We start from the raw sequence: 21,690 nt of genomic DNA, 5'->3' as shown, positions 1-21,690 counted from the left end.
GCCTCACGAGCCCCGCGGACGAGCACGTCTCCTCCTCGCGAGTGGACACTTCACCGGGTTCTCCTCGCCAGCGTGAGGGCGGGGGAAATGGGGATTGTTAGGCTCCGGCCATGGCCTTCACGCTGACCGTCAATGGAGCGACCCACTCCATCGACACCGACGAGGACACGCCCCTGCTCTACGTCCTGCGCGACGAGCTGGGGCTCAATGGCGCCAGATATGGATGCGGCGTGGGCCAGTGTGGCGCCTGCACCGTGCTGAGCGATGGCGCTCCCCTGCGCTCGTGTTTCGTTCCCGCCGCCTCGCTGAGTGGCCGCGCGATCACCACGCTCGAGGGTCTGCGCGCACCGGATGGGACGCCGCACCCGCTCCAGCGCGCCTTCCTGGCCGAGCAGGCGGGACAGTGCGCGTACTGCATTCCGGGGATGATCCTCGCGGCCGAGGCGCTGCTGCGGGAAAAGCCCGCGCCGAGCGAGGCGGAGATCCGCACCGCCCTGGACGCCAATCTGTGCCGGTGTGGCTCGCACAACCGCATCGTGCGCGCCATCCAGCGCGCCGCGGCGGAGCGTCAGCGATGAGCACGCGCATCGAGCGGCGAGCGGTGCTCCAGGGCGCGCTGGTGCTGGCCTTCTCCCTCGCGGGTCCGCCGGGACTCGGAGCGCAGACGGCACCCGGGAAGCTCCCGGGAGATCTCCAGCGCAATCCCCAGCTCGACGCCTGGTTGCGCATCGGCGCGGACGGCGCGGTCACGCTCAAGACGGGCAAGGTGGAGCTGGGCCAGGGCATCCTGACGGCCTTCGCGCAGCTGTGCGCCGACGAGCTGGACGTCGAGCTGTCCCGGCTGGTCATCGTCTCCGGTGACACCCGGCACTCGCCCCGCCAGGGGGCCACGGCGGGGAGCATGTCCATGCCCGAAGGAGGCGTGGCGGTGCGCGCCGCCGCCGCCGAGGCGCGCTCTCTCCTGCTGGCCATGGCCGGCGAGCGGCTGGGCGTTCCCGTCTCCCGGTTGACGGTCCAGGACGGCACCGTCACCGATTCCACCGGGGGCAAGTCCATCACCTATTGGCGCTTGATGGGGGGACGCACCTGGAACCGGAAGGCCACGGGCACCGTCGCGCCCAAGCCCGCCTCCGCGCGGCGCTACATCGGCCAGCCCATCGCGCGCGTGGATCTTCCCGGCAAGCTCACCGGCGAGCCGAGCTTCGTGCAGGATCTGCGTCCCGACCAACTGGCGCATGGCCGTGTCGTGCGGGCCCCTTCCCAGGGCGCCACGCTCCTCGAGGCCGACGTGGCCTCCGTGCGGGACATGCCGGGAGTGCTCGGGGTGGTGCGCGACGGGGACTTCCTGGGCGTCATCGCGGAGAAGGAGTGGCAGGCCCACAAGGCGGCGACGCGCCTCGCGGCGAGCGCCCGGTGGCGAGAACACGCCCGTCTTCCGGAGGACCCCTACGCCTGGCTGCTGGGACAGAAGACCCAGGACACGGTCATCGACCACGCCGAGCGCCCGGAGGGTCCCGCCCCGGCGCGGACCCTGGAGGCGAGCTACCGCCGCCCGTATGTGATGCACGGCTCCATCGGCCCGTCCTGCGCGGTGGCGCACTGGGACGGAGACGTGCTGACGCTCCACTGCCACAGCCAGACCATCTTCGAGACGAGCGCGGCGATCGCGAAGATGCTGGGCCTGCCCGCGGAGAAGGTGTGGGGAAGGCACCTGAGTGGCTCGGGCTGCTATGGCCACAACGGGGCGGATGATGCCGCCGCGGACGCCGCGCTCCTCGCTCGCGCCCTGCCCGGCCGCCCCGTCCGGGTGCAGTGGTCGCGCCAGGACGAGCACATGTGCGAGCCCTATGGCCCGGCGATGGTGACGAAGGTGCGCGCCAGCGTGGACGCGGCGGGCCACGTGCTCGACTGGACGTACGAGCTGTGGTCCACGTCGCATGGCACGCGGCCGGGGGGTGAGCCCGGCAACCTGCTCGCGGGCCGGTCCCTGGCCAAACCCTTTCCCCAGCCCACCCCCAGGAATGGCGGGCCGCCCAACTACGCCGCCGACCGCAACGCCATTCCGCTCTACGCGTTTCCCGGGCGGCGGGTGACCACGCACTTCGTCACCGAGATGCCCGTGCGGACCTCGTCCCACCGCAGTCTCGGCGCCCTCGCGAATGTCTTCTCCATCGAGAGCTTCATGGACGAGCTGGCCCATGCGGCGGGCGTGGCGCCGCTCGACTACCGGCTGCACCACCTGGAGGATCCCCGCGCGAAGGACGTCCTGCGCAAGGCGGCCGAACTCCTGGGCGGCTCCGCGCGTCCCCTGCCCCCCCACCATGGGCGGGGCCTTGGCTTCGCGCGCTACAAGAACCTCGCGAGCTACTGCGCCGTGGGACTCGAGGTCTTCGTGGAGCCCACCACCCACGCGCTCCGGGTGACGCGGGCCGTGCTGGCCGCCGACGCCGGAGAGATCGTCAACCCCGACGGGCTCACCAACCAGCTCGAGGGCGGCCTCATCCAGACCCTGAGCTGGTGTCTCAAGGAGGAGGTCCGTCACGACGCGCGGCGCATCCTCTCGCGCGATTGGAGCAGCTACCCGGTGCTCACCTTCTCGGAGGTGCCGCCCGTGGAGGTCGCGCTCATCGACCGCCCGGGCGAGCCCTTCCTGGGAGCCGGAGAGGCCACGCAGGGGCCCACGGCGGCGGCCCTGGCCAACGCCGTCTTCGACGCGACGGGCCTCCGGGCGCGGGAGTTGCCCCTGACGCCCCAGCGCCTGGCCGCGCTCCGCGAGGCGGCCCGGCCGCTCAACCCTTGATGCACGTGCGAAGGTGGCCCCAGGAGCGTTCCCCACCGCCGGGCGGCTGCGTTCGCGCGTGCAGGGTGGGCCGCGCCTCAGGGCCTCGTCTCGAGTTCCAGCGTGCCGCCGAGGAAGTGCACGAACCAGCCCCCCGCTATCGCCGCCACCCGCTCCAGCGCGCCCGGTTCGGGGAACAGGTGCGTCGCCCCCGGAATCACCTCCAGCGCCTTGGGCGAGCGCAGCCGCTCCAGCGCCTCCTGGTTCAGCTCCAGCACGACGTCATCCGCCCCGCCCACGAGGAGCAGCGTCGGCGCCCGCACCCGCGCCAGTGCGCCCCCCGCCAGGTCCGGCCTGCCTCCCCGCGACACCACCGCCCCAATGGCCTCCGTCCGCTCCGCCGCCGCCACCAGCGCCGCCGCCGCCCCCGTGCTCGAGCCGAAGTAGCCCACCCGCAGGCGGCTCAACTCCGGATGCCGGAACACCCAGTCCGTCACCTCCCCCAGCCGCCCCGCCAGGAAGTCGATGTCGAAGCGTAGCGCCTCCGTGACCTCGTCCTCCGCCTCCTCGTCCTCCGTCAGCAGATCGAACAGCAGCGTCCCCAACCCCACCGTCCGCAACGAGTACGCCACGTAGCGGTTGCGCGGGCTGTGCCGGCTGCTCCCACTGCCATGCGCGAAGATGACCAGCCCCTGAGCTCCCTCCGGTACCGCGAGCGTCCCGCCCAGCCTCGCCTCTCCCGCCATCACCTCGACTTCCCGTTCCACCGCCATGTCGCGCCTCCTGTCCGCGCTCAAGTCCACCAGGTGTACCCGCCCTCCCTCTCCGCACCGGCACGGCTCGCCTCCGGGCGCTCACCCCACGCCCGCGCCAGCAGTTCCCGCACCTCCTCGTCCGAGGTCTGGCGGAAGTCGTCGTAGAATTCACCCACCGCCATCATGAACTCGGCTGGGTACACGCAGACCAGGTCGTCCACCTCGGCGCGCAGCGACTCCAGCGACTCCACCGCGCCCACCGGCACCGCGAGGACGATCTTCCCCGGCCGCCGCGCCCTCAACGCCCCGATGGCCGCGCGCATCGTGCCGCCCGTGGCCACGCCGTCGTCCACCAGGAGGAGCGTGCGTCCCTCGAGCTCCGGCGCGGGATGCGAGCCCCGGAAGCGCGCGACGCGAGCCGTCACCTCGTCCGCCTCGCGCTCGGCCTCCCGCATCACCGCCGTCTCGGAGTAGCCCAGCGAGCGCATCATCCCCCGGTCCAGGAAGAGCACCCCGCCCTCGGCCACCGCGCCCAACCCCAGTTCCTCGTGTCCTGGCGCCCCCACCTTGCGCACCACCCATACGTCCAGCGGCGCTCCGAGCGTCCGGGCGACCTCGTAGGCCACGGGAACACCACCGCGCGGCAGGCCGAGCACCAGGGGCGACTCGGCCCGGTACCCTGTCAGCAGGGCCGCCAATCGCCGGCCCGCGTCCGTCCTGTTTCGAAAACGCATGGGGTCCTCAGAGGCAAAGGTCTGCCTCTAAGAGAAGCATGGCATGCGCCATTGGCTCCCGACGCCCCTTCGAGGGCCCAGCCCCCCGGAGCTTGGACTAGCGCTTCTTCCCAGCCCCGCGCTTGCCGCCCGCCTTCTTGTCGCTCTCCTTCCAGACGCGGGCCATCCAGTCCTCGATCTCGTCCGCCTCGCGGGGGATGTCCTCGGAGAGGTTGCGCATGCCCCGCGCGGTGACCACGACGTCGTCCTCGATGCGCACGCCGATGCCGCGGTACTTCGCCGGCACGGTCAGGTCATCTCTCTGGAAGTACAGGCCGGGCTCCACGGTGAGCACCATGCCGGGCTGGAGCTTGCCGTACTTGTAGGCCTCCTGCCGCGCCTGCGCGCAGTCATGCACGTCCAGCCCGAGCATGTGGCTGATGTTGTGCAGCGAGTAGCGCTTGTAGAACTGGTTCTCGTCCTTGAGCGCCTCCTCGGCGGAGGTGGGCAGGATGCGCAGGCGCTCCAGGCCCTGAGCGAGCACCCGCATCGCCACGCGGTTGGGCTCCATGAAGTCGACGCCCGGTTTGATGGCCTTGAACGCCGCCTTCTGGGCCTCGAACACCAGCGTGTAGATCTCCCGCTGCTCCTTGGTGAAGCGGCCACTGATGGGCATCGTGCGGGTGATGTCCGCGGTGTAGAGCGAGTTGCCCTCCACGCCCGCGTCCAGCAGCAACAGCTCTCCCGGCTGGAGCTTGCCGTCATTGCGCGTCCAATGGAGCACGCAGGCGTGCTGGCCGGAGGCGGCGATGGTGCCGTAGCCCACGTCGTTGCCCTCTTCCCGGGCGCGCAGGTTGAAGATGCCCTCCACCGTGCGCTCGCTCTGGGCGGAGCGTAGCGAGCGGATCACGTCCTCGAAGCCCCGGTGCGTGGAGGCGATGGCCGCGGACAGCTCACGCAACTCCTGGGCGTCCTTGAGGAGCCGCATCTCGGAGAGCGCCGTGGCGAGCGCCCGATCCCTCTCGGTCTGCTCGGGCAGCACGCCGTCCACCTTCGCGGAGAAGCCCCGGAGCACGCGCCAGGGATGGATCGCCGCGCCCCGCAGGGACGACAGCCGCGCGGACAGCTCGGGCAGCCCCCGGCACTCCTCGATGCCGAAGCGGGCCTTGCTCTGCTCCACGCCCAGCCGGGGGCCGACCCACAGCTCGCCCTTCACGCGATCCGTGAAGAAGGTGGTGTCGCTCCGGCCGGGGTTGGGCTCCACGAACAGGATGTCCGTGTGGCCGCCGCCCTGCTTGGGCTCCATCACCAGCACGCAGTCCGGCTCCAGGTTGCCCGTCAGGTAGTAGAAGTCACTGCCAGGGCGGAAGCGGTAGGTGGTGTCGTTGGCGCGCACCTTCTCGTGCCCGGTGGGAATGACGAGCGTCTCTCCGGGAAACAGCTTGGACAGGGCCCGGCGCCGCGCCAGGAAGGACTCCGCGTGCTTGAGGCGGGGCGGCGGCTTCGTGGAGGCCGGCTTCCAGTCCTTCATCATGAAGTCCAGCAGCGCCGGCGGGGGCGTGCTGTCGTAGCTGTTCTGCCTCGGCGGGGACGCCGGCTGCTGGGGCTCGGACGTCACGGGCTGTTCGAGGGCGAGCGGTTTGTCTTGCATGGTTGGTCTCCTGAACAATCAGGTGGAGTGCTTCGAATTCCCGGAGCGCTCAGGGCTCCGGACAGTGGGCCCCGGTGTCGATCCACGCCTGGAGGAGCTCCCCGAAGGCCCGCTGCGTGCCGGGCACCGCCTGGAGCCCGGGCCCCGGATCCCACCCCCAGGCGACCAGCACGTCCTCGGCCATGTGGTGGTGCAACCGTGCCAGGTCCTTGCCGCCGTTGCGCGCCGGATCCTTGAGCTGCGCGCAGATGGAGCCCAGGGACCTGCCCACCCACGCCATCTCCGCCGGAGCCAGGGCCCACTTGGGATTGCCGGGGACGCCGCGCAGCGTCTCGCCCACCACGGGGAGGTTGGTCGCCTGATGGCACGCCGTGCAGGGCAGTCCCGGAGGGCCATGGCCGCTCTCCCCACCGGAGACCGCGGGCAGATGGCGCCGCTGCTCCAGCCCCTGGCGCGGCACGCCGTCCGCCGGGTGGCAGTTGGTGCAGCGCGGATGGGTGATGACCCGGCCGGCCTCGGTGAAGAGCGCGATCGAACGGGCCCGGGGATCGGCGATGGTGGAGAAGTCCGACACGGGCCGGAGCGGCGGGAGAAGCTCCTCCTCGCGTCCGGTGCGCGGAGCCGGCTCCGGGGGCGGAGGTGGCCGCGCGGTGTTCTTGCACCCCACGAGGAGCACGGTGGCCGCGCTCAACACCCGAAGCATGACGGGGAGGACTCGCATGCGGCGCGAGCCTGTCACAGGCCCGGAGTCACGGCCAGGGCCGAAACGCTCAGTCCCGGCAGCAGGCGATGGCCCCGTCCTGCGAGCGGAAGAAGGCCGTGGTCAGCTCCCGCCCCACCCAGCCGCACAACACCTCGTAGGTGCGCCGCCGGGCGCCCCCCACGCGCGCCGCCTCGCGGCTGAGCGTCTCCGGGTGCCGGATGAAGACGTTGTAGCCGAGGATGAAGCCATCCGAGCGCAGCACGGTGATGCCGTCGGTGGCCATCATCCCGCGCAGCAGTTGCGCCATGGCGCTCACCGCCGAAGCGGACTCCACCTCCGGCGACCCGTGGTGGCGCATCACCCGCGCCACCATGTCGATGGGCGTCTCCAGCAGCACGCCGTCCACGAAGAGCGGCAGGGCCGAGCCCCCCTTGGGCAGCACCGCCACCAGCGTGCCGTGCGAGGACTGCATGGCCTCGAAGAGGACGCGCCGGTAGAAGTCGCGCGTGAGGCCGCGTGCCGGCTCGCGCACGTCCGCCGTCAGCCCCAGCGCCAGCTCATCCATGGCCACCGTGGGCAGCAGGTTCTCCGCCCGCGCGCCCGACAGGAACACGTGCCGCGTGAGTCCGCCCAGCGCGCGCAGCTCGACGACGTTCTCCGCCAGTTGCAGCACCCCCACCATGCGCGAGGCGCCATCGCCCGCGCGCCGCATGCGCTCCAGCGGCGTCTCCACCAGCGGCGAGGGCTCGGTGCGGAAGATGCCGTAGCGGAAGCCCTCGGGCACGAGCAGCAGGTACAGCGACCACCAGCGTCCCTGGCCGAGCGGCGCGCACTGCTTGAGCGCCCGCTGCACCGTCTCGCGCGTGCGGGGACCCGTTCCCACCGCCACCGGATCCTTGCCGTTGAGCACCCGCATCATCCCGTCCAGGTCCTCCCCCAGGAACGCCACCGGGAAGAGCGGCTCGCCCTCCTCCCGGTAGCGCGACAGCGTCACGAGCAGCTCGCTGATGGGCTCGCCCACCTGCGCGGAGCCCAGCCCGGCCTCGGACAGGAAGGAGGAGATCGCCTCCGACAGCAGGTGGCGAAAGGACAGCACCGTCGAGGCACCCGGATCCACGGGACCCAGGTTCGACCGGGGGCCCGGAACATTCGACTCATCGTCTGAAGCCAGGAAGAGCATGGGGAGACACCGCGGCGACCGGCCAGGGCCTGGAATGAATTATCCATCCTTCAGGCCCTTCGCGCTCCCTCCGAATTTCCCGGGGACGCGCGATGCCGGCAAGCCCTCCAGGCATCCGGGCACTCCGGATGATGGCGGGGTGACACTCCCGCCTCTCTCCAGGGGTCAGGGGTGGAAGCGCTCGAGGATGCTCGCGGCGGCCTCGGCGTGGCCCGCTTCCCTCAGCCGGGCCGTGGCCCATGCCACCGCCCGTGCCATGTCCTGCACGGCGACATAAGGCGTGGGCATGGGCATGAGGTGGAAGACGGTGCTCATCGTCAGCCGGATGAGGGGCGAGGTGATGATGAACGCGCAGCCGAGCAGCAGCTCGCGCATGGGCTGCTCGTGTTGGCGCAGCCACTCGAATTGGCGCTGGCGCTGGCGCACCGTGGGCAGGGAGAGCCGCACCGTGTCGAGCACACTGACGTACGGCTCGCCGCGCCGCAGGTAGAGCGACCCCTGGAGGAGGTACTCCTCATAGGCCTCGTCCGAGACCTGTCCCTCGAAGCGGGACACGAGCAGCGGCCAGAGTGAGTCGTCGAAGATGATGGACGCGGCCATGCTCCCTACGCACCTGGCTCCGGGAAATGGCGGCCATCCCTGTTCCTCGGAACCGCGACGCACCGCGTGAACGTCATGCCGCCTACGCTATCTCCAAGTCCCGTCCCGCCAGAAGCAACGATGCGAGCGAGGCACCTCGAAGGGCGAGGAGACGAACCGCCGCCGCCCACCTTCCCCGGGCGGATGCTCGGCCTCGGAAATCTGATTCCTCGAACAGACTCCATCCCTCGCCCTCCAGGGCACTGCGCTTCTCCGCGTGGGCCGCGCGCGACACGAACGTGACAGGAGGCCACCCGTCCCGAAGCGCCACTGTCGTCCATCCGGATGACACTCACGGGCACAGTGGGTGCATACCCCGCGTGTGCGGCGGACGAGCCGCATCACGAGGTGGGCACGAGATGAGACGTGGATTGGGGTGGGGCGCGAGGTGGATGGGCGGAGTGGCGGCGGTGGCGTTGTTGACCCACTGCGGCACGGGGGAGAGCGGGCAGGCGGAGGCGCGGAGCGCGGCGCCCACCTCGCGGGTGGAGCAGGCCCTGGTCACGACGGTGACCTTCACGCCGAGCGCGGATGCGGTCGCGCGCCGGGACTCGCCCGAGCAGAACTTCGGGAGCGAGGAGACGCTGAGCGTGGACCAGTCACCCGAGGAGAGCGGGTATCTGCGCTTCAACGTCACCGGACTGACGGGCACGGTGACCCACGCGAGGTTGCGCCTGTATGTCACGGACAGCACCACGGACGGACCGCGGCTCTACGGCACGCGCAACTGGGACTGGCAGGAATCGACACTCACCTGGTACCGGTCGCCGTACGCCTCCGAGCAGCAGTTGCTGGAAGACAAGGCGGCGCTCTCCAGTGGCACCTGGGCGGACTTCAACGTGTCGGCCGCGGTGCATGGCGATGGCGACTACACCTTCATCCTGGAGGCCACCTCGGCGGATGGCGTGGACTTCGCCTCGCGCGAGAACAGCCGGGCAGACAGAAGGCCCCAGCTCGTGCTCACGGTGGACTCCGAGCCCACCTGCCTGCCGCGCGTCTACACGAAGACCCGCACCGAGCAACCGTACGGGGACACCTCCGTGTCCGAGGCCCAGCCCACGCAACGCTTCGGAAGCGAGTCCGTGTTGCTCGTGGACTCGAACCCCACGCGCTTGGAGTCCTACCTGTTCTTCTCCAACGAGTACATCTACGACCTCGACGCGTGGAACGTGAAGCGGGCCACGGTGCGGCTGTTCGCCACGGAGGGCACCTCCAACGGTCCGCGGGTGCACACCACCCAGGGCGGCTGGAGCTGGCCGTCCTATGACTTCGATTGGAACACCCGGCCGACCGTCGTGGGCCCGCCGCTGGCGGATCTCGGCGCCATCTCGGCCAACACCTGGGTGGAGGCGGACGTCACGAGCGTCGCGGCCAGACAACGAGGCGCCCTCTTCTTCGGGCTCCTGTCGGATTCGGGCGATGGGGTGGACTTCGTGTCGGCGAACGCGGCGGCGGCCGAGCGGCATCCCCAGCTGCGCGTCGAGCTGGAATCGGGCCCCTACTGCACCTACCGGGGCACGGCGGGGGGCCGCACGAGCTACACCCGGCACTACGGCGGCGCGGGCGACGAGCGGCTGATGGCGCTGAGCGCCGACTCCCATGGCGGCCTCGTGGCGGCGGGCCGCTTTGGCGACGCTCCCTTCCCGGAGGGAACGGGCTTCGCCCTCGCGCACTACGACGCGGCGGGCCGTGCCCTGTGGACCCGGCAGGTGACCACCGCGAACGTCCATCCCCAGTCGCTCACCGTCACGCCCGAGGGCAACATCCTCGTGGTGGGCACCTACTCCGGCGCGCCCGACCTCGGCACGGGCGCACTGACCACGGTGCCCGGGTCGTGGGCCGCGGGGACGTTCATCGCGAAGTTCTCTCCCTCCGGCCAGCCCGTGTGGAGCCACGGCTTCGTCGCCACCTACTTCTACGTGCCGGACCAGCAGCTCCAGTACTGGCCCGTCCAGGCGGCGGCGGTGGCCACGGATGCCCAGGGCAGTCTCATCGTCACGGGTAACTTCCATGGCGAGGTGGATTTCGGAGGCGGCGTGCTCTTCGCGGGTCGCAACAGCGTCTATAGCGAGGATGCCTATCCGGGCAGCTTCATCGCGAAGTTCGACTGGCGGGGCCAGCATGTCTGGTCCCGTGCCACCGAGGGGGCTGCTTCCGAACCCACGGCGGAGACCCGGGCGGTGAGCACCGACAACGCGGGCAATGTCTTCGTGGCGGGCCGGGCCAACTCCGGCGCGGATCTCGGTGATGGGCAGCCGATCGCTTGGAGCTCGCCCTACCTCGCGAAGTACGACGGCGCCACGGGTGCGCTCCAGTGGAAGCGGGTGTTCCAGGGCCCCTCCTGGGTCTTCGGCGAGGTCATCGCCGTCCGGCCGCTGCCCAATGGCGACGTGGCCTTTGGCGCCAACCTGGGCGGCACCTTCCGCTTCGGGGGAGGCACGTATACCGGAGGCGATCCGTCGGATCAGGGCTACCCGGAAAACGTCAATGGCTTCACGGGCACGCTGAGCGCCACGGGCGGCGACAAGGCCCTGCGCGATCTCAAGGAGACCCGGCTCCAGAACCTCGTCGCGACGAGCGATGACACCTACACGGTCTCGGGTTTTGGCACCAATGTCGACCTGGGCGGCGGTGTCGTGGGCCCGGACGCGTACGTCTCGAACTCGGCCTTCGTGGCGCGCTACACCGCGACGGGCGCGCACCTCTGGTCCCGCTCGCTCGAGCCGCAGTTCACGGGGGACGACTACGGGCCCCGGATGCTCCTGGCTCCGACGACCGGCAGTGACGTGTTGCTCGGGGGCGACTTCGCCCAGCCCTTCCAGCATGACGGGGTGACGTACACGCCGCGCGGAGCCTCCGACCTGTTCTACCTGCGGCTCACTCCCTAGTCCCAAGTGACGGGGAGACGCGCGGGCGTCTCCCCGTTGCCGCTGCCCGGCCCTCGGCGCACACGGGCAAGAAAGTCAGTCAAGGTGCGCTCCCCCCCACCCCGCTCGAAGTCCAGCAGGGCGCGTTTGAACTCGAGCCCACCCACGTGGCCCGTGGACTCAAGGCGTGACGGGCTCGCGCGCCCGCGCGATGGCCACCACTTCCTGGCCCGGCACCGCCATGACCCGCCGCGACCAGGTGGGATGCTGGGGGCAGCTCACGCGCACCTCCAACTCCCGGCCGGCCTCGATGGGCAGGGAGACCGGAGTCTTGCCTGGCGCCATGCGGCCATCCACCTCGACGAGACAGCCCGCGGGCTCGCTCACCTTCAACGTGCCCTGGCTGCCCGGCACGGGCTGGGTCTCGGTGAGGGTGTGCACGTCGAGGACGTCCTCACGCACCGCGAGGCCGAAGCGGCGCAGGCGGCCCTCCACCGAGGTGGAGATGATGCGCTGGCGCACCTCCTTCGGATCGAGCGCCTGGGCATCCTCCACCCGCAGACCGGCGACGTAGAGTTGCTCCCCAGGCTCCCGATTGAGCACCTCGACGCTCGCTCCCGAACGGCTCGCGGCCACGGCCACCGCGATCAAGCTCAGCAGTCCGAGGACGCCGGCCACGACCCAGCGCACGGGGAAGGCGCGCGAGGCCGCGGGCACCACCTCCATCGGGGGGGGCGTGGCTGGGGTGGCGGGCGGTGCCGACGCGACCTTGGGCGGAGGAGCGGCCAAGGCGGCGGGCGGAGGGGCGGCCGGGGCCGGCGAGACCGGAGGCGGAGCGGCCGGGGTGGCGGGCGGAACGGGCGCCGTCAGGACGGCGGAGAGGGCCGTGCCGGGGGGCGGAGGAACCATGGGGGTCTCCCCGGTGGAGCCCCTCAGGATGGGCGAGGGTCCGGTCCAGTTCGGGCTTTTCAAGGCCGTCCCGGGGGGCGGAGGATCCATCGAGGTCTCTCCGGTGGACCCCTTCAAGATGGGCGAGGGTCCGGTCCGGGTCGGGCTGTTCGAGGCCGACACCACGGCGGGGAACGAGCCGGTGGCGGGCGAGATGGGGCCGAACTCCGCGAGCCGCTCCCCCAGCGTGTTGAGGAAGAACCGGGCCACTTCCGCGGGGGAGGAGTGCAGGCCGTGGCGGGCCATGACCGCCTCGATCTCCTCGCGCAGGGCGGCGGCCGAGGGGGTGCGGCGCATGCGGTCCTTCTCCAGGGTGCGCAGGATGACCTCCGACACGTCCTGGGGAATCTCCGGCTTGAGCTGCGAGGGCACGGGAGCGGGGTCGCGCACGATGGCGCTGAGCGTGGCCGCGTCGTGGTCGCGCTTGAAGGGGAGCTGGCCAGTGAGCAGCTCGAAGAAGACCACGCCGAGCGAGAACACGTCGTTGCGCGCGTCCAGGGGCCGGCCGGCGGCGGCCTCCGGGGAGATGTAGGAAATCTTCCCCTTGACCACGCCCGAGCGGGCGACTTCCTCGCCCTGCACCTTGGCGATGCCGAAGTCGCCCAGCTTGATGGCGCCATCGAGCGACACGAGGATGTTGTGGGGGCTGACGTCGCAGTGCACCACGGGGTGGGACACGCCGGCCGGATCCACGTAGCTGTGGGCGTAGTGCAGGCCGGCGGCCGTCTCGGAGATGATGCGCAGCGCGTGCTCGAGCGGCAGGGAGATGCCCTTGCGCTTCATCTCCGTCATGAGCCGCTTGAGGTCCGGCCCGCGCACGTACTCCATGAGGATGTACGCCACGCCCTCGGACATGCCCATGTCGAACGTCTGCACGACGTTGGGGTGGGTGAGGCGCGCGTTGGCGCGGGCCTCGGCGAAGAGCATGTCGACGAAGTCGGTGTTCTCCGCGTACTGGGACAGCACCTTCTTCATCACCACGTACTTCTCGAAGCCCTTCACCCCCACCTGCCGGGCGAGGAACACCTCGGCCATGCCGCCCTGCCCCAACCGCCGCAGCACGCGCAGCCGGGTGGCGCCAATGTCGTTGTTGAGGTCCGAGGTGCTTTCCTTGCCCTCGTTCTCCGAGGGCTCGGTGTTCGTGGAGAAGAGGTACTGGCTGAGGGCGCGCGGCTCGAGCGCCTCGATGTCCTCCAGGCGCGTCTCCACCAGGGGGGTCTGGCCGAGCAGCTGCACGAGCTGGGGGATGGCGGGCAGGCGCGCGGTGCCGCCGCACACGGGGCACTCGCGCTCGGGGCTGGCGTTGGTGAGCAGCCGGGCGAGGTACTCGGAGGCCAGGGTGCGCTGGGGGTTCTCGTTGCCGCAGTGGCGGCACTCGCTGGGCAGCCACAGGGTGTTGATGCGCGCGGCGAGCGGCCGGCCGAAGCGCGCGAGGGCGGTGAGCGCGGGCGGCGTGACGCGGCAGAGCACCACCTGGGCGCCGCGCGAGGCGGTGTCGAGCACCTGCTCCAGCTTGGGGATGGCGTCGGGCTCCACGCGCGAGACGTGGGAGAAGTCGAAGGCGACGCGCCCCTCCAGGCCCGTGGCCAGCCGCCGCACGTTCAGGTCCCCCGTCAGCTCGCTGGCCAGGGTGATGTAGGTGATGTCGTCCTGGACGATCTTCAGGTGGGTGGTGAGCGGCACGGGGGCGCTGGGCATGATGGCGCGCAGGTAGCGCATCACCAGCGGGTCCACCGTGCCGAAGTGCTGGCGCCGGGCGTGGTCGAAGAACTCGCTCGGCAGGTCCGCGAACTCCAGCTTGCCGGCGCATACCGGGCAGGTGTGCACGGGGGCGCGGCCCTCGGCGATCACCGCCGCCTCGGCCTGCAGGTCCACCAGCCGCAGCCGGTCCTCGCCACAGGCGCGGCACAGGTAGGGGGCCAGCACGGACAGCACCCGCGCCACGCCCGCGAAGCCCTCCACCATGTTGAGCTGATCCACCATCACCGGGGGCGTGTTCACCAGATAGAGCGACAAGGCCCCGGGGGGCAGCTTGCTGGTGAACTCGATCCACTTGCTGACGCCGAAGGAGCTGATGCGCTCCACCTGGCCCAGATCGAGGACGATGAAGCCGACGAGATCCCTGATCTTCGAGGTCAGCGGGAACGTTTCATCGATGACGCCCGCGATGCGGACGTGGTGGATGGTGCCCACGCGCACGCGGTTGATCGTGGCACTGCAGCCCTGCGTCTCCACCGGCCCAACTCCTCGCGAGTCCAGAACATCCCATCCGGCGCGGGGGGCACGCGCACGGCGTCATCCAGCAGTCATGGGAAACCTGGGGACTGTAGCGTATTTTCCCCGGCACGTGAGGACGGACCGGACCTGGGCGGGAGGGGCCGTGGGCGGATCCAGGGAAGTGCTTGACGCCCCCGCCGCTCCTCGTTCTCGGGGGGCGGCCCCTCGCGCGCCCCCGCGGGCCTCCAGCGAACCTGGCGAGCGAGCATCCCCACCGGGGGTGGCGCCGTGGAGCACGCGTGGCGCGGGCTCCGTCGGTGCCGCGTTGCGGCATGTTTCCCAGAGGGAGGCCCGCGGTTCACGAGGCAGATTCCGGAGCCCCTTTGGGGTATAGGGGGCGCGTTCTCCTTCCATGAACCGAGAGACGCACGTGTCCAAACCCCGCCTGATCAACCGCGAAGAGGAAAGGCTCCCGCTCGACCGGGAACTGCTGGTCCGGATGCATGACCTGATGGTGAAGGCGCGTGTGCTCGAGGAGCGCCTCATCCAGATGTACAAGCAGGGGCATGGCTACTTCTGGATTGGTGGCCCCGGCGAGGAGGCCTTCAACGTGCCGCTGGGCCTGCTGATGAAGAGGGGCCAGGGCCCGGCCTACGACTACCTGCACGCGCACTACCGGCAGTCGGCCACGATGTTGGCACTGGGCGAGGAGCCCCTCGGCTCCTTGCGGCAGATGAAGAACACGGCGTCGGACCCGTACTCGGGGGGCCGCAACTTCGCGGGCCACTATTCCAAGCGCGAGTGGAACATCGCCCCGGTCTCCTCGCCCATCGAGGTGCAGTACACGATGGCGCCGGGCACGGCCCTGGCGCAGAAGCGCCACGGGGGCGACGGCATCACCATCGTCACCGGCGGAGACGCGGGCACGGCCGAGGGGGATTTCGCCTCGTGCCTGGTGTGGAGCTCGCGCCCGGGCATGGAGCTGCCCCTGCTCATCATCGTCACCAACAACAAGTGGGGCATCTCCACGCCGGCCAACACCCAGCACGGCGAGACGCACGTCGCCGACCGCGGCAAGGCCTTCAACATCCGCACCCGGACGATCGACGGCAATGATCCGATCGTCGCCTACCAGGAGCTGAAGGAGGCCATGGAGTACGTGCGCCGCGAGCGCAAGCCCTTCCTCCTGGAGGCCATGGTGTCGCGCCTGTACGGCCACTCGTCGGCGTCGGGAGCGAACATGGTGGGCGGCGAGCTGGACTGCCTGACGCGCTTCGAGGAGCGCCTGGAGAAGCAGGGCGTGCTCACGCGGGCGGAAATGGACGCGCTGCGCGGCCGCTACACCGAGGACATCGCCGCCCTGGCCCGCCAGGTGCGCGAGGAGCCGCTGCCGGCCCCCGAGACCATCTGGAACCACATCTTCGCGGAGAGGAAGTAACCCATGGCCAACATGGCTCAAGCCATTCGCATGGCGCTGCACTACGCCGAGGAGAACCTGGGCGTCACCGACATCTTCGGCGAGGACGTGGGCGCCCCCCTGGGCGGCGTCTTCACCGTGACGCAGGGGCTCAAGACGGCGTGGAACTCGCCCCTGGACGAGCGCGGCATCATCGGCATGGCCATTGGTCTGGCCATGGCCGGCCAGCGTCCCGTCGCGGAGATCCAGTTCGCCGACTACATCTACAACACCATCGATCTGCTGAAGATCGCCGGCAACACCTGCTGGGCGAGCCATGGGGACTGGAACCTGCCCATGGTGGTGAAGACCCCGGTGGGCAGCGGCATCCGCGGCTCGCTCTACCACTCGCATTCCTTCGACGCGACGGCCACCCACATCCCGGGCTGGAAGATCGTCATCCCCTCCAATCCGCTGGATGCGTACGGCCTGATGATCTCCGCGTGCCAGGAGATCAACCCCGTCATGTACCTGGAGCCCAAGGCGCTCTTGCGCATCAAGGGCGAGGAGCGCATCCCGGGCGAGCCCGACGACGACAAGCAGCTGTCGCGCCTCATCGACGCGCCCCTGGGCGATCAGCGCTCGCAGTGGAAGCCGCAGTGGCCCGAGGGGCTCGGGGCGTACGCGGTGCCCATTGGCAAGGGCAAGGTGGTGCGCCCGGGCTCGCAGGTGACGGTGGTGAGCTACGGCCGCACCCTGCCCCTGTGCAAGAAGGCCGCGGACGAGCTGGCGAGCGAGGGAGTGGACGCCGAGGTCATCGATCTGCGCTCGCTCTGGCCCTATGACTGGGAGCTCATCCGGGGCTCCATCGAGAAGACGGGCCGGGTGCTCTTCGTCAACGAGGACACCGAGGTGACCAACTTCGGCGAGCACCTGGTGCGCCGCACGGTGGAGGAGCTGTTCTTCAAGCTGCTCGCGCCGCCGCGGCTGCTGGCCGGCAAGTTCGTGCCGGGCATTGGCCTGGCCGACACGCTGGAGATGGCCTCGGTGCCCCAACTGGGGGACATCACCGCCGCCGTGCGCGCGCTGGCCGCCGAGCAGCCCTGATTTTCCCGCCCCCCCAGCCCAGGGCTTTGCGAGGGGGGCGGATCCATGGTGTAGACTGAGGTGCCGTGCAACCGACGCCCACCCGAAACCCCGCTCCCGACGCGCCGTCCTTCCGCATCCGCCGTGCGCGCCGGGGAGACGCCGAGAGCCTCGCCACGCTGCTGCGTGAGATGGGCTACCCCCATGGCTCGGATGCCCAGACGGTCCACTGGGTCATCAGCCATCCGGAAATCGAAATCTTCGTGGCGGCCGACGCACAGGATCGTCCCGTGGGGATGGTGTCCCTGTCGCACCGGCCGCAGCTGCGGCTGCGCGGGCGCATCGCCACGGTGGACGAGCTGGTGGTGACGGAGAGCTGGCGGCGCCGCGGCGTGGGCCGGGCCCTCATCCAGCAGGTCATCGAGCGGTGTGGCGCCCGGGCCCTGAGCGTCAAGCGCATCGAGGTGAGCGCCTATGCCCAGGAGCCACTCCAGAACTTCTACGCGTCGTGCGGCTTCCAATTCGTGGACCGCACGGTGATGCGCTACACCGAGTTCGAGGGCCAGCACGGCTGACGCGCCGTGGCGGCCCTCGCGGGCGGCTAGCGCTTGAAGCTGCCCACCACGCGCTGCAGGCGCAGCTGGTCCTCTTCCCTCACGTCCACGAAGCGCACGCCGATCGCCTCGGCGTCATCTCGCACCCACGAGATGATGCCCTCGAGTTCGAAGTCCTCGCCGCTCACGGACATCTGCAGGCGCACGCGCGAGCCCACGTCGTAGGAGCGGCGCGTGCGCAGGCACAGGCCCCCCGCCGAGAGGTTGAGCGAGTAGGCCCGCAGGGCTCGCGCCGCGTCCTGGGTCTGCTCGAAGCGGACATCGAACGTCGCGGCCACCCGCTCGTGAGATCTCCGGTTGGCGTACAACGCCGCCGGTGACTCCGTCATATCGGCAGACTTGGTGGACATGCGCACTGATTCCCTCGGGCGTGTGAGTCGGTGAGGTCCTTTTATAGGGAGCCCCGTACGGAGGCGCATCCACTCGAGGACCTCGAAGTGAAGAGAAGTGTCCGCTGTCCTCCATGTCCCGTTCAAGGGGGGGCCGTTTCTCCTCGGACGTCTTATTAGTCCCGTTCGTCTCTGCAACGGGAGCGTCAATGCGAGCGGATTTGTTCGTGTGCAGCGGTGTCCTCATTGTCGGGCTGATGGTGGCTTGCCGCGGCGATGTCCTCACTCCGGATGCGGGCACGGGCGCTGATTCCGGAGTGTTCCGGGATGGAGGACTCCCGGACCCGGGCAAGGAAACGGATTGCGACGTGGCGGCGCAGACGGGCTGCGAGGCCGGCGCGGTGTGCCTGCGGGGAGTGCTCGCGGATGGGGGCCTGGGAAACCTGTGCTTCACGGGAGAGTGCGATCCGGTGGCGCAGAACTGTCCCGAGGGCAACCGGTGCGCCTACGTGCGGCACGACAACGTGACGGCTCGCCGCTGCATCCCGGCGAGCACGGGCACGGTGGCCGAGGGGGGCGCCTGCCAGAGCGTCGCGACGGCCGAGGGCGACTTCTATGACACGTGCGCGCCGGGACTGTCCTGTACGGATCGCTCCACCTCGTCGGGGGGAACCACGTTCACCTGCCAACGCCTGTGCCACGGCGGTGAGCAGTGCACGGCGCCCCGCGACTGCATCGACGTGCTGCGCTTCGAGGGCTCCAACGAGCGGCCGAGGGTGTGTGGCGCTCCGGGCACCACGTGCGACGTGCTCGCGCGTGACTGCACGGACTCGCGCGGGTGCTACCCCTCGCCGAAGAGCGGCGGCGTGTGCGTGACGGCGGGGACGATCGCCGAGGGCGAGCCGTGCACGTACGTGAATGACTGCCAGGAGGGCAGCGCCTGCGTGAAGGACGGGGCCGGCCAGGTGTGCCGCCGGTTGTGCCGCGCGCCCTCGGGCTCGCCGGGCTGTGACGGCGAACAGACGTGCCGGCCCCTCCAGGACTACCCTGGCGTGGGCGTCTGCGTGCGCTAGCGCGCCCTTCCCTGCTCCTCCGGGGCCTCGGATGACGGGAGGCCCCGGAGGCGTGGCCTCACCCCGTGTTGCGCATGCCCACGGCGATGCCGGCGAGCGTGAGCAACAGGGGCCGATCGCAGTGGTCCTCCCCCGCGCGCTTACGCCGCATCAGCTCCACCTGGAGGAAGGACATGGGATCGATGTAGGGATTGCGCAGGGCGATGCTCTGCTGGAGCTGGCGGTTGTTGGCGAGCAGGCGCTTCTCGCCCGTCACCTGCTTCACCCAACGGCGGGTGCGCGAGTACTCGGCGCGGATGCGCTCCCACAAGGGCCGCGTGGACTCGGGAGCCAGCGCCGCATAGCGCGAGGCGATAGCGATGTCCGACTTGGCGAGCACCATGGCCACGTTGTCGATGACGGCGCGGAAGTAGGGCCACTGCCGGTACATGCGCGTGAGCAGCGTGAGCCCTCCGGGCCGAGAGCCCAGCTCCTCCAGCGCCGAGCCCACCCCGTACCAGCCGGGGAGGATGGCGCGGTTCTGCGTCCAGGAGAACACCCAGGGGATGGCGCGCAGGGACTCGAGACCGCCGGCGGCGCGCTTGCTCGGACGCGAGCCGATGGGCAGCGCGGAGATCTCCTCGATGGGGGTGGCCGCCTGGAAGAAGGGCACGAAGCGCTCGTCCTCCCAGACGAGCGCACGGTAGGCGCGGCGGCCCACCTCCGCCAGCTCGTCGAAGGTGGCGCGGAAGGCGGGCTCCTCCTCCGGGGCCAGGCGCGGCTGCGCGTCGAGCGAGTGCAGCAGCACGCCGCCGAGCACCAGCTCCAGCGTGCGCCGGGCCAGCTCGGGCCGGGCGTATTTGTGATCCAACGCCTCGCCCTGCTCGGTGGCCTTGTAGGTGCCGCCGACGCTGCCCGGGGGTAGCGCGAGGATGGCCTGCTGGGCGGGACCACCGCCGCGCGCCACCGTCTCACCGCGGCCATGGAAGAGGCGCAGCCGCACCCCCGCCTCACGCGCCACCTGGGTGAGCGCGGACTGGGCGCGGTAGAGCGCGGCGCTCGCGGCGAGCAGCCCCACCTCCTTGCCCGAGTCGCTGTAGCCCACCATCACCTCCTGGACGCCCCGGGCCGACAGGTGCCGGCGGTACTCGGCATGGGTGAACAGCTCACGCAGCACGCGCGGCCCATCATCCAGTGCGCCGAGCTGCTCGAAGAGCGGCACCACGTCCACGGTGGCGCACCCGCGCGCCTCGTCCCACAACCCCGAGGCCCGCGCGCACTCGAATGCCGCCAGCACGTCCTCGGCGCTGGAGGCCATGGAGAGGATGAGCGTGCGGCAGCAGCCCTCGCCCGACTCGGACTGGGCCTCGCGCATGCGCTGGAGCACGGCCAGCAGGCGCTTGCCGCCCTCGGTCGGCGCGGGGCCGCCCTTGAGGGACGCGGCGGCGCTGCGCGCGTCCTCGGCGGGGGCGCGCACCTCCAGCTCGGCCAGGTGGAAGCCCACGGCGCGCACCAGGGCGGTGAGGCGTTGGATCTTCCGCACGCCCGCGTGTCCCGCCTTGGCCTCCACCAGCGAGCGCTCGAGCAGGTGCAGGTCCGCGAGCAGATCCGCGGGCGAGCGGTAGGCGGCGTCGGGAAGCGGCTCGGAGCGGCCCGCGCGACGGCCCTCGACGTAGACCAGGGCGGCCTGGAGCCGGCCCTCGATGAAGCGCAGCTTGCGGCGCCAGGGCTCGCCCTCGGTGCGCGCGCCGTAGCGGGCCACCACCTCGGGCAGGTCGCGGGCGTCCTGCTCGAGCGAGGCCTGGAGTTCCTTGGAGACATGGGTATGGCGCTCGGACTGGGTGAGCACCCAACCCAGCCGGGCGATCTGCGTGCGCAGGGCGCGCAGTCCGCGGGCACGGTGGGCACGCAGGGTGTCGGCGAACACCTCGGGAGTCACCAGCGGGTTGCCATCCATGTCCCCGCCCACCCACGAGTGCAGACGCACGGGGGTGGCGAGCACCCCCAGCGGCTCGCCATAGGCGCGCTCGAAGGCCCAATCGAGCGTCTCGGGCATGAGCGAGAGCTGCTCGGCGAGCACCTCCTCCACGTACCAGAGGACGTTCTTCACCTCGTCGCCCACGGTGGGGCGCTCGCGCCGCAGCTCGTCCGTCTGCCAGAGGGCGGAGATCTCCTCGCGCATGGCCGCGTGGGTGTCCGCCTTCTCGCGCGGGGTGAGCTGGCAGCGGTCGCGGTTCTCGAGGAGCCGGGCGAGGCGGTACGTCTTCTCCAGCACCGTGCGGCGAGCGGCCTGGGTGGGGTGCGCGGTGAGGGTGAGGGTGACGCGCATGGACTGGAGCACCTCGCGCAGCCGCGCGGCGCTCACGCCCGCTTGCCGCAGGGAGTGCATCACCGCCTCGAGCGAGCCCCGCTGGGGGCCCCGGGAGCCGGCGACCTCATGCTCGCGGGTGCGGCGGATGCGGTGGTTCTGCTCGGCGAGGTTGACGAGGCGGAAGTACGTGGAGAAGGCGCGCAGCACGGGCTCGGCCTGGCTCAGGGGCATACGGCGCAACAGCGCGGCCAGCTCCGAGGCGGCGGCCCGGCGTCCGGACTTGGGACCCCGCCGCCGATCGATGGAGAGGCGCCGCACGCGCTCCTCCAGTTCGAAGACGGCCTGGCCCTCCTGCTCGATGATCACTTCTCCGAGCAGTCGGCCCAAGAGCCGGACGTCCTGGCGCAACGGCAGATCGACATGACGAATGGGAGGCATGTCGCGCCACGC

General features: G+C 70.8%; 16 protein-coding genes. 7 read left to right on the top strand and 9 right to left on the bottom strand.

Translation table 11 applies throughout. From position 1 onward, the window contains the following. Positions 1-110 precede the first annotated feature (110 nt). On the top strand, positions 111-578 hold the full coding sequence (locus tag D187_RS38090) for a (2Fe-2S)-binding protein (protein ID WP_002630323.1): 468 nt from the start codon (positions 111-113) through the stop codon (positions 576-578). Beyond that, positions 575-2,800, top strand: a complete 2,226-nt coding sequence (locus D187_RS38085; protein ID WP_002630322.1) for a xanthine dehydrogenase family protein molybdopterin-binding subunit — start codon at positions 575-577, stop codon at positions 2,798-2,800. The genes D187_RS38090 and D187_RS38085 overlap by 4 nt, the downstream gene beginning before the upstream one ends. Before the next feature lie 77 nt (positions 2,801-2,877). On the opposite strand, the gene D187_RS38080 is transcribed toward D187_RS38085, so the two are convergent. The 6 genes from D187_RS38080 to D187_RS38055 form a co-directional block, all read right to left on the bottom strand. Then, the gene (locus D187_RS38080) at positions 2,878-3,552 is read right to left on the bottom strand and encodes a dienelactone hydrolase family protein (protein WP_002630321.1); all 675 of its coding nucleotides are present in this window, start codon (positions 3,550-3,552) and stop codon (positions 2,878-2,880) included. A gap of 20 nt (positions 3,553-3,572) precedes the next feature. Continuing rightward, complete coding sequence (locus D187_RS38075; protein WP_043433659.1) at positions 3,573-4,268, bottom strand: phosphoribosyltransferase; 696 nt, start codon at positions 4,266-4,268, stop codon at positions 3,573-3,575. 97 nt (positions 4,269-4,365) lie between these two features. Then, entirely contained in the window at positions 4,366-5,898 is a 1,533-nt protein-coding gene (locus D187_RS38070; RefSeq protein WP_002630319.1) for an aminopeptidase P family protein, read from the bottom strand. Between the two features lie 49 nt (positions 5,899-5,947). Next, positions 5,948-6,619 carry a hypothetical protein gene (locus tag D187_RS38065; RefSeq protein WP_043433658.1) on the bottom strand — a complete coding sequence of 224 codons (672 nt, stop codon included), beginning with the start codon at positions 6,617-6,619 and terminating at the stop codon, positions 5,948-5,950. Between the two features lie 49 nt (positions 6,620-6,668). Next, positions 6,669-7,781: a hypothetical protein gene (locus D187_RS38060; RefSeq protein ID WP_002630317.1), complete on the bottom strand. Its 1,113-nt coding sequence runs from the start codon at positions 7,779-7,781 to the stop codon at positions 6,669-6,671. Between the two features lie 165 nt (positions 7,782-7,946). After that, positions 7,947-8,381: a hypothetical protein gene (locus D187_RS38055; protein WP_002630315.1), complete on the bottom strand. Its 435-nt coding sequence runs from the start codon at positions 8,379-8,381 to the stop codon at positions 7,947-7,949. 398 nt (positions 8,382-8,779) lie between these two features. Here D187_RS38055 and D187_RS51000 point away from each other — a divergent pair, with 398 nt between their 5' ends. Then, positions 8,780-11,308, top strand: a complete 2,529-nt coding sequence (locus D187_RS51000; RefSeq protein WP_162159748.1) for a CBM96 family carbohydrate-binding protein — start codon at positions 8,780-8,782, stop codon at positions 11,306-11,308. A gap of 159 nt (positions 11,309-11,467) precedes the next feature. Here D187_RS51000 and D187_RS38045 read toward each other — a convergent pair whose 3' ends face one another. Further along, positions 11,468-14,470 carry a serine/threonine-protein kinase gene (locus D187_RS38045; RefSeq protein WP_002630310.1) on the bottom strand — a complete coding sequence of 1,001 codons (3,003 nt, stop codon included), beginning with the start codon at positions 14,468-14,470 and terminating at the stop codon, positions 11,468-11,470. 412 nt (positions 14,471-14,882) lie between these two features. Between D187_RS38045 and D187_RS38040 the strand changes: the two genes are divergently transcribed. The 3 genes from D187_RS38040 (at position 14,883) to D187_RS38030 (ending at position 17,509) form a co-directional block, all read left to right on the top strand. Then, positions 14,883-15,890, top strand: a complete 1,008-nt coding sequence (locus D187_RS38040) for a thiamine pyrophosphate-dependent dehydrogenase E1 component subunit alpha (protein WP_043433815.1) — start codon at positions 14,883-14,885, stop codon at positions 15,888-15,890. 3 nt (positions 15,891-15,893) lie between these two features. Further along, positions 15,894-16,955, top strand: a complete 1,062-nt coding sequence (locus D187_RS38035) for an alpha-ketoacid dehydrogenase subunit beta (RefSeq protein ID WP_002630304.1) — start codon at positions 15,894-15,896, stop codon at positions 16,953-16,955. Between the two features lie 65 nt (positions 16,956-17,020). Next, complete coding sequence (locus tag D187_RS38030) at positions 17,021-17,509, top strand: GNAT family N-acetyltransferase (protein WP_002630302.1); 489 nt, start codon at positions 17,021-17,023, stop codon at positions 17,507-17,509. Positions 17,510-17,535: 26 nt separating this feature from the next. Here the strand turns inward: D187_RS38030 and D187_RS38025 are convergent, their stop codons facing one another. Continuing rightward, positions 17,536-17,898, bottom strand: a complete 363-nt coding sequence (locus D187_RS38025) for a TIGR02266 family protein (RefSeq protein ID WP_043433657.1) — start codon at positions 17,896-17,898, stop codon at positions 17,536-17,538. Between the two features lie 188 nt (positions 17,899-18,086). On the opposite strand from D187_RS38025, the gene D187_RS38020 reads away from it, so the two are divergent. Further along, positions 18,087-18,950 carry a hypothetical protein gene (locus tag D187_RS38020; protein WP_043433656.1) on the top strand — a complete coding sequence of 288 codons (864 nt, stop codon included), beginning with the start codon at positions 18,087-18,089 and terminating at the stop codon, positions 18,948-18,950. Positions 18,951-19,008: 58 nt separating this feature from the next. On the opposite strand, the gene D187_RS38015 is transcribed toward D187_RS38020, so the two are convergent. Further along, positions 19,009-21,678, bottom strand: coding sequence for a phosphoenolpyruvate carboxylase (locus D187_RS38015; RefSeq protein WP_002630297.1), 2,670 nt, complete (start codon positions 21,676-21,678; stop codon positions 19,009-19,011). Positions 21,679-21,690: the final 12 nt, after the last annotated feature.

The organism is Cystobacter fuscus DSM 2262, from assembly GCF_000335475.2.
Lineage (GTDB): Bacteria > Myxococcota > Myxococcia > Myxococcales > Myxococcaceae > Cystobacter > Cystobacter fuscus.
Note: the sequence above shows the minus strand (reverse complement) of the source record. Positions and strands in the feature narration are given on the sequence as shown.

Excerpts from the sequence above, each read along its gene's own strand:
- D187_RS38060 (WP_002630317.1), bottom strand. The coding sequence starts at position 7,781 with ATGCTCTTCCTGGCTTCAGACGATGAGTCGAATGTTCCGGGCCCCCGG.
- D187_RS38020 (WP_043433656.1), top strand. The coding sequence starts at position 18,087 with ATGCGAGCGGATTTGTTCGTGTGCAGCGGTGTCCTCATTGTCGGGCTG.
- D187_RS38025 (WP_043433657.1), bottom strand. The coding sequence starts at position 17,898 with ATGTCCACCAAGTCTGCCGATATGACGGAGTCACCGGCGGCGTTGTAC.
- D187_RS38055 (WP_002630315.1), bottom strand. The coding sequence starts at position 8,381 with ATGGCCGCGTCCATCATCTTCGACGACTCACTCTGGCCGCTGCTCGTG.
- D187_RS38070 (WP_002630319.1), bottom strand. The coding sequence starts at position 5,898 with ATGCAAGACAAACCGCTCGCCCTCGAACAGCCCGTGACGTCCGAGCCC.
- D187_RS38080 (WP_002630321.1), bottom strand. The coding sequence starts at position 3,552 with ATGGCGGTGGAACGGGAAGTCGAGGTGATGGCGGGAGAGGCGAGGCTG.
- D187_RS38085 (WP_002630322.1), top strand. The coding sequence starts at position 575 with ATGAGCACGCGCATCGAGCGGCGAGCGGTGCTCCAGGGCGCGCTGGTG.
- D187_RS38065 (WP_043433658.1), bottom strand. The coding sequence starts at position 6,619 with ATGCGAGTCCTCCCCGTCATGCTTCGGGTGTTGAGCGCGGCCACCGTG.
- D187_RS38090 (WP_002630323.1), top strand. The coding sequence starts at position 111 with ATGGCCTTCACGCTGACCGTCAATGGAGCGACCCACTCCATCGACACC.
- D187_RS38035 (WP_002630304.1), top strand. The coding sequence starts at position 15,894 with ATGGCCAACATGGCTCAAGCCATTCGCATGGCGCTGCACTACGCCGAG.
- D187_RS38075 (WP_043433659.1), bottom strand. The coding sequence starts at position 4,268 with ATGCGTTTTCGAAACAGGACGGACGCGGGCCGGCGATTGGCGGCCCTG.
- D187_RS38015 (WP_002630297.1), bottom strand. The coding sequence starts at position 21,678 with ATGCCTCCCATTCGTCATGTCGATCTGCCGTTGCGCCAGGACGTCCGG.
- D187_RS51000 (WP_162159748.1), top strand. The coding sequence starts at position 8,780 with ATGAGACGTGGATTGGGGTGGGGCGCGAGGTGGATGGGCGGAGTGGCG.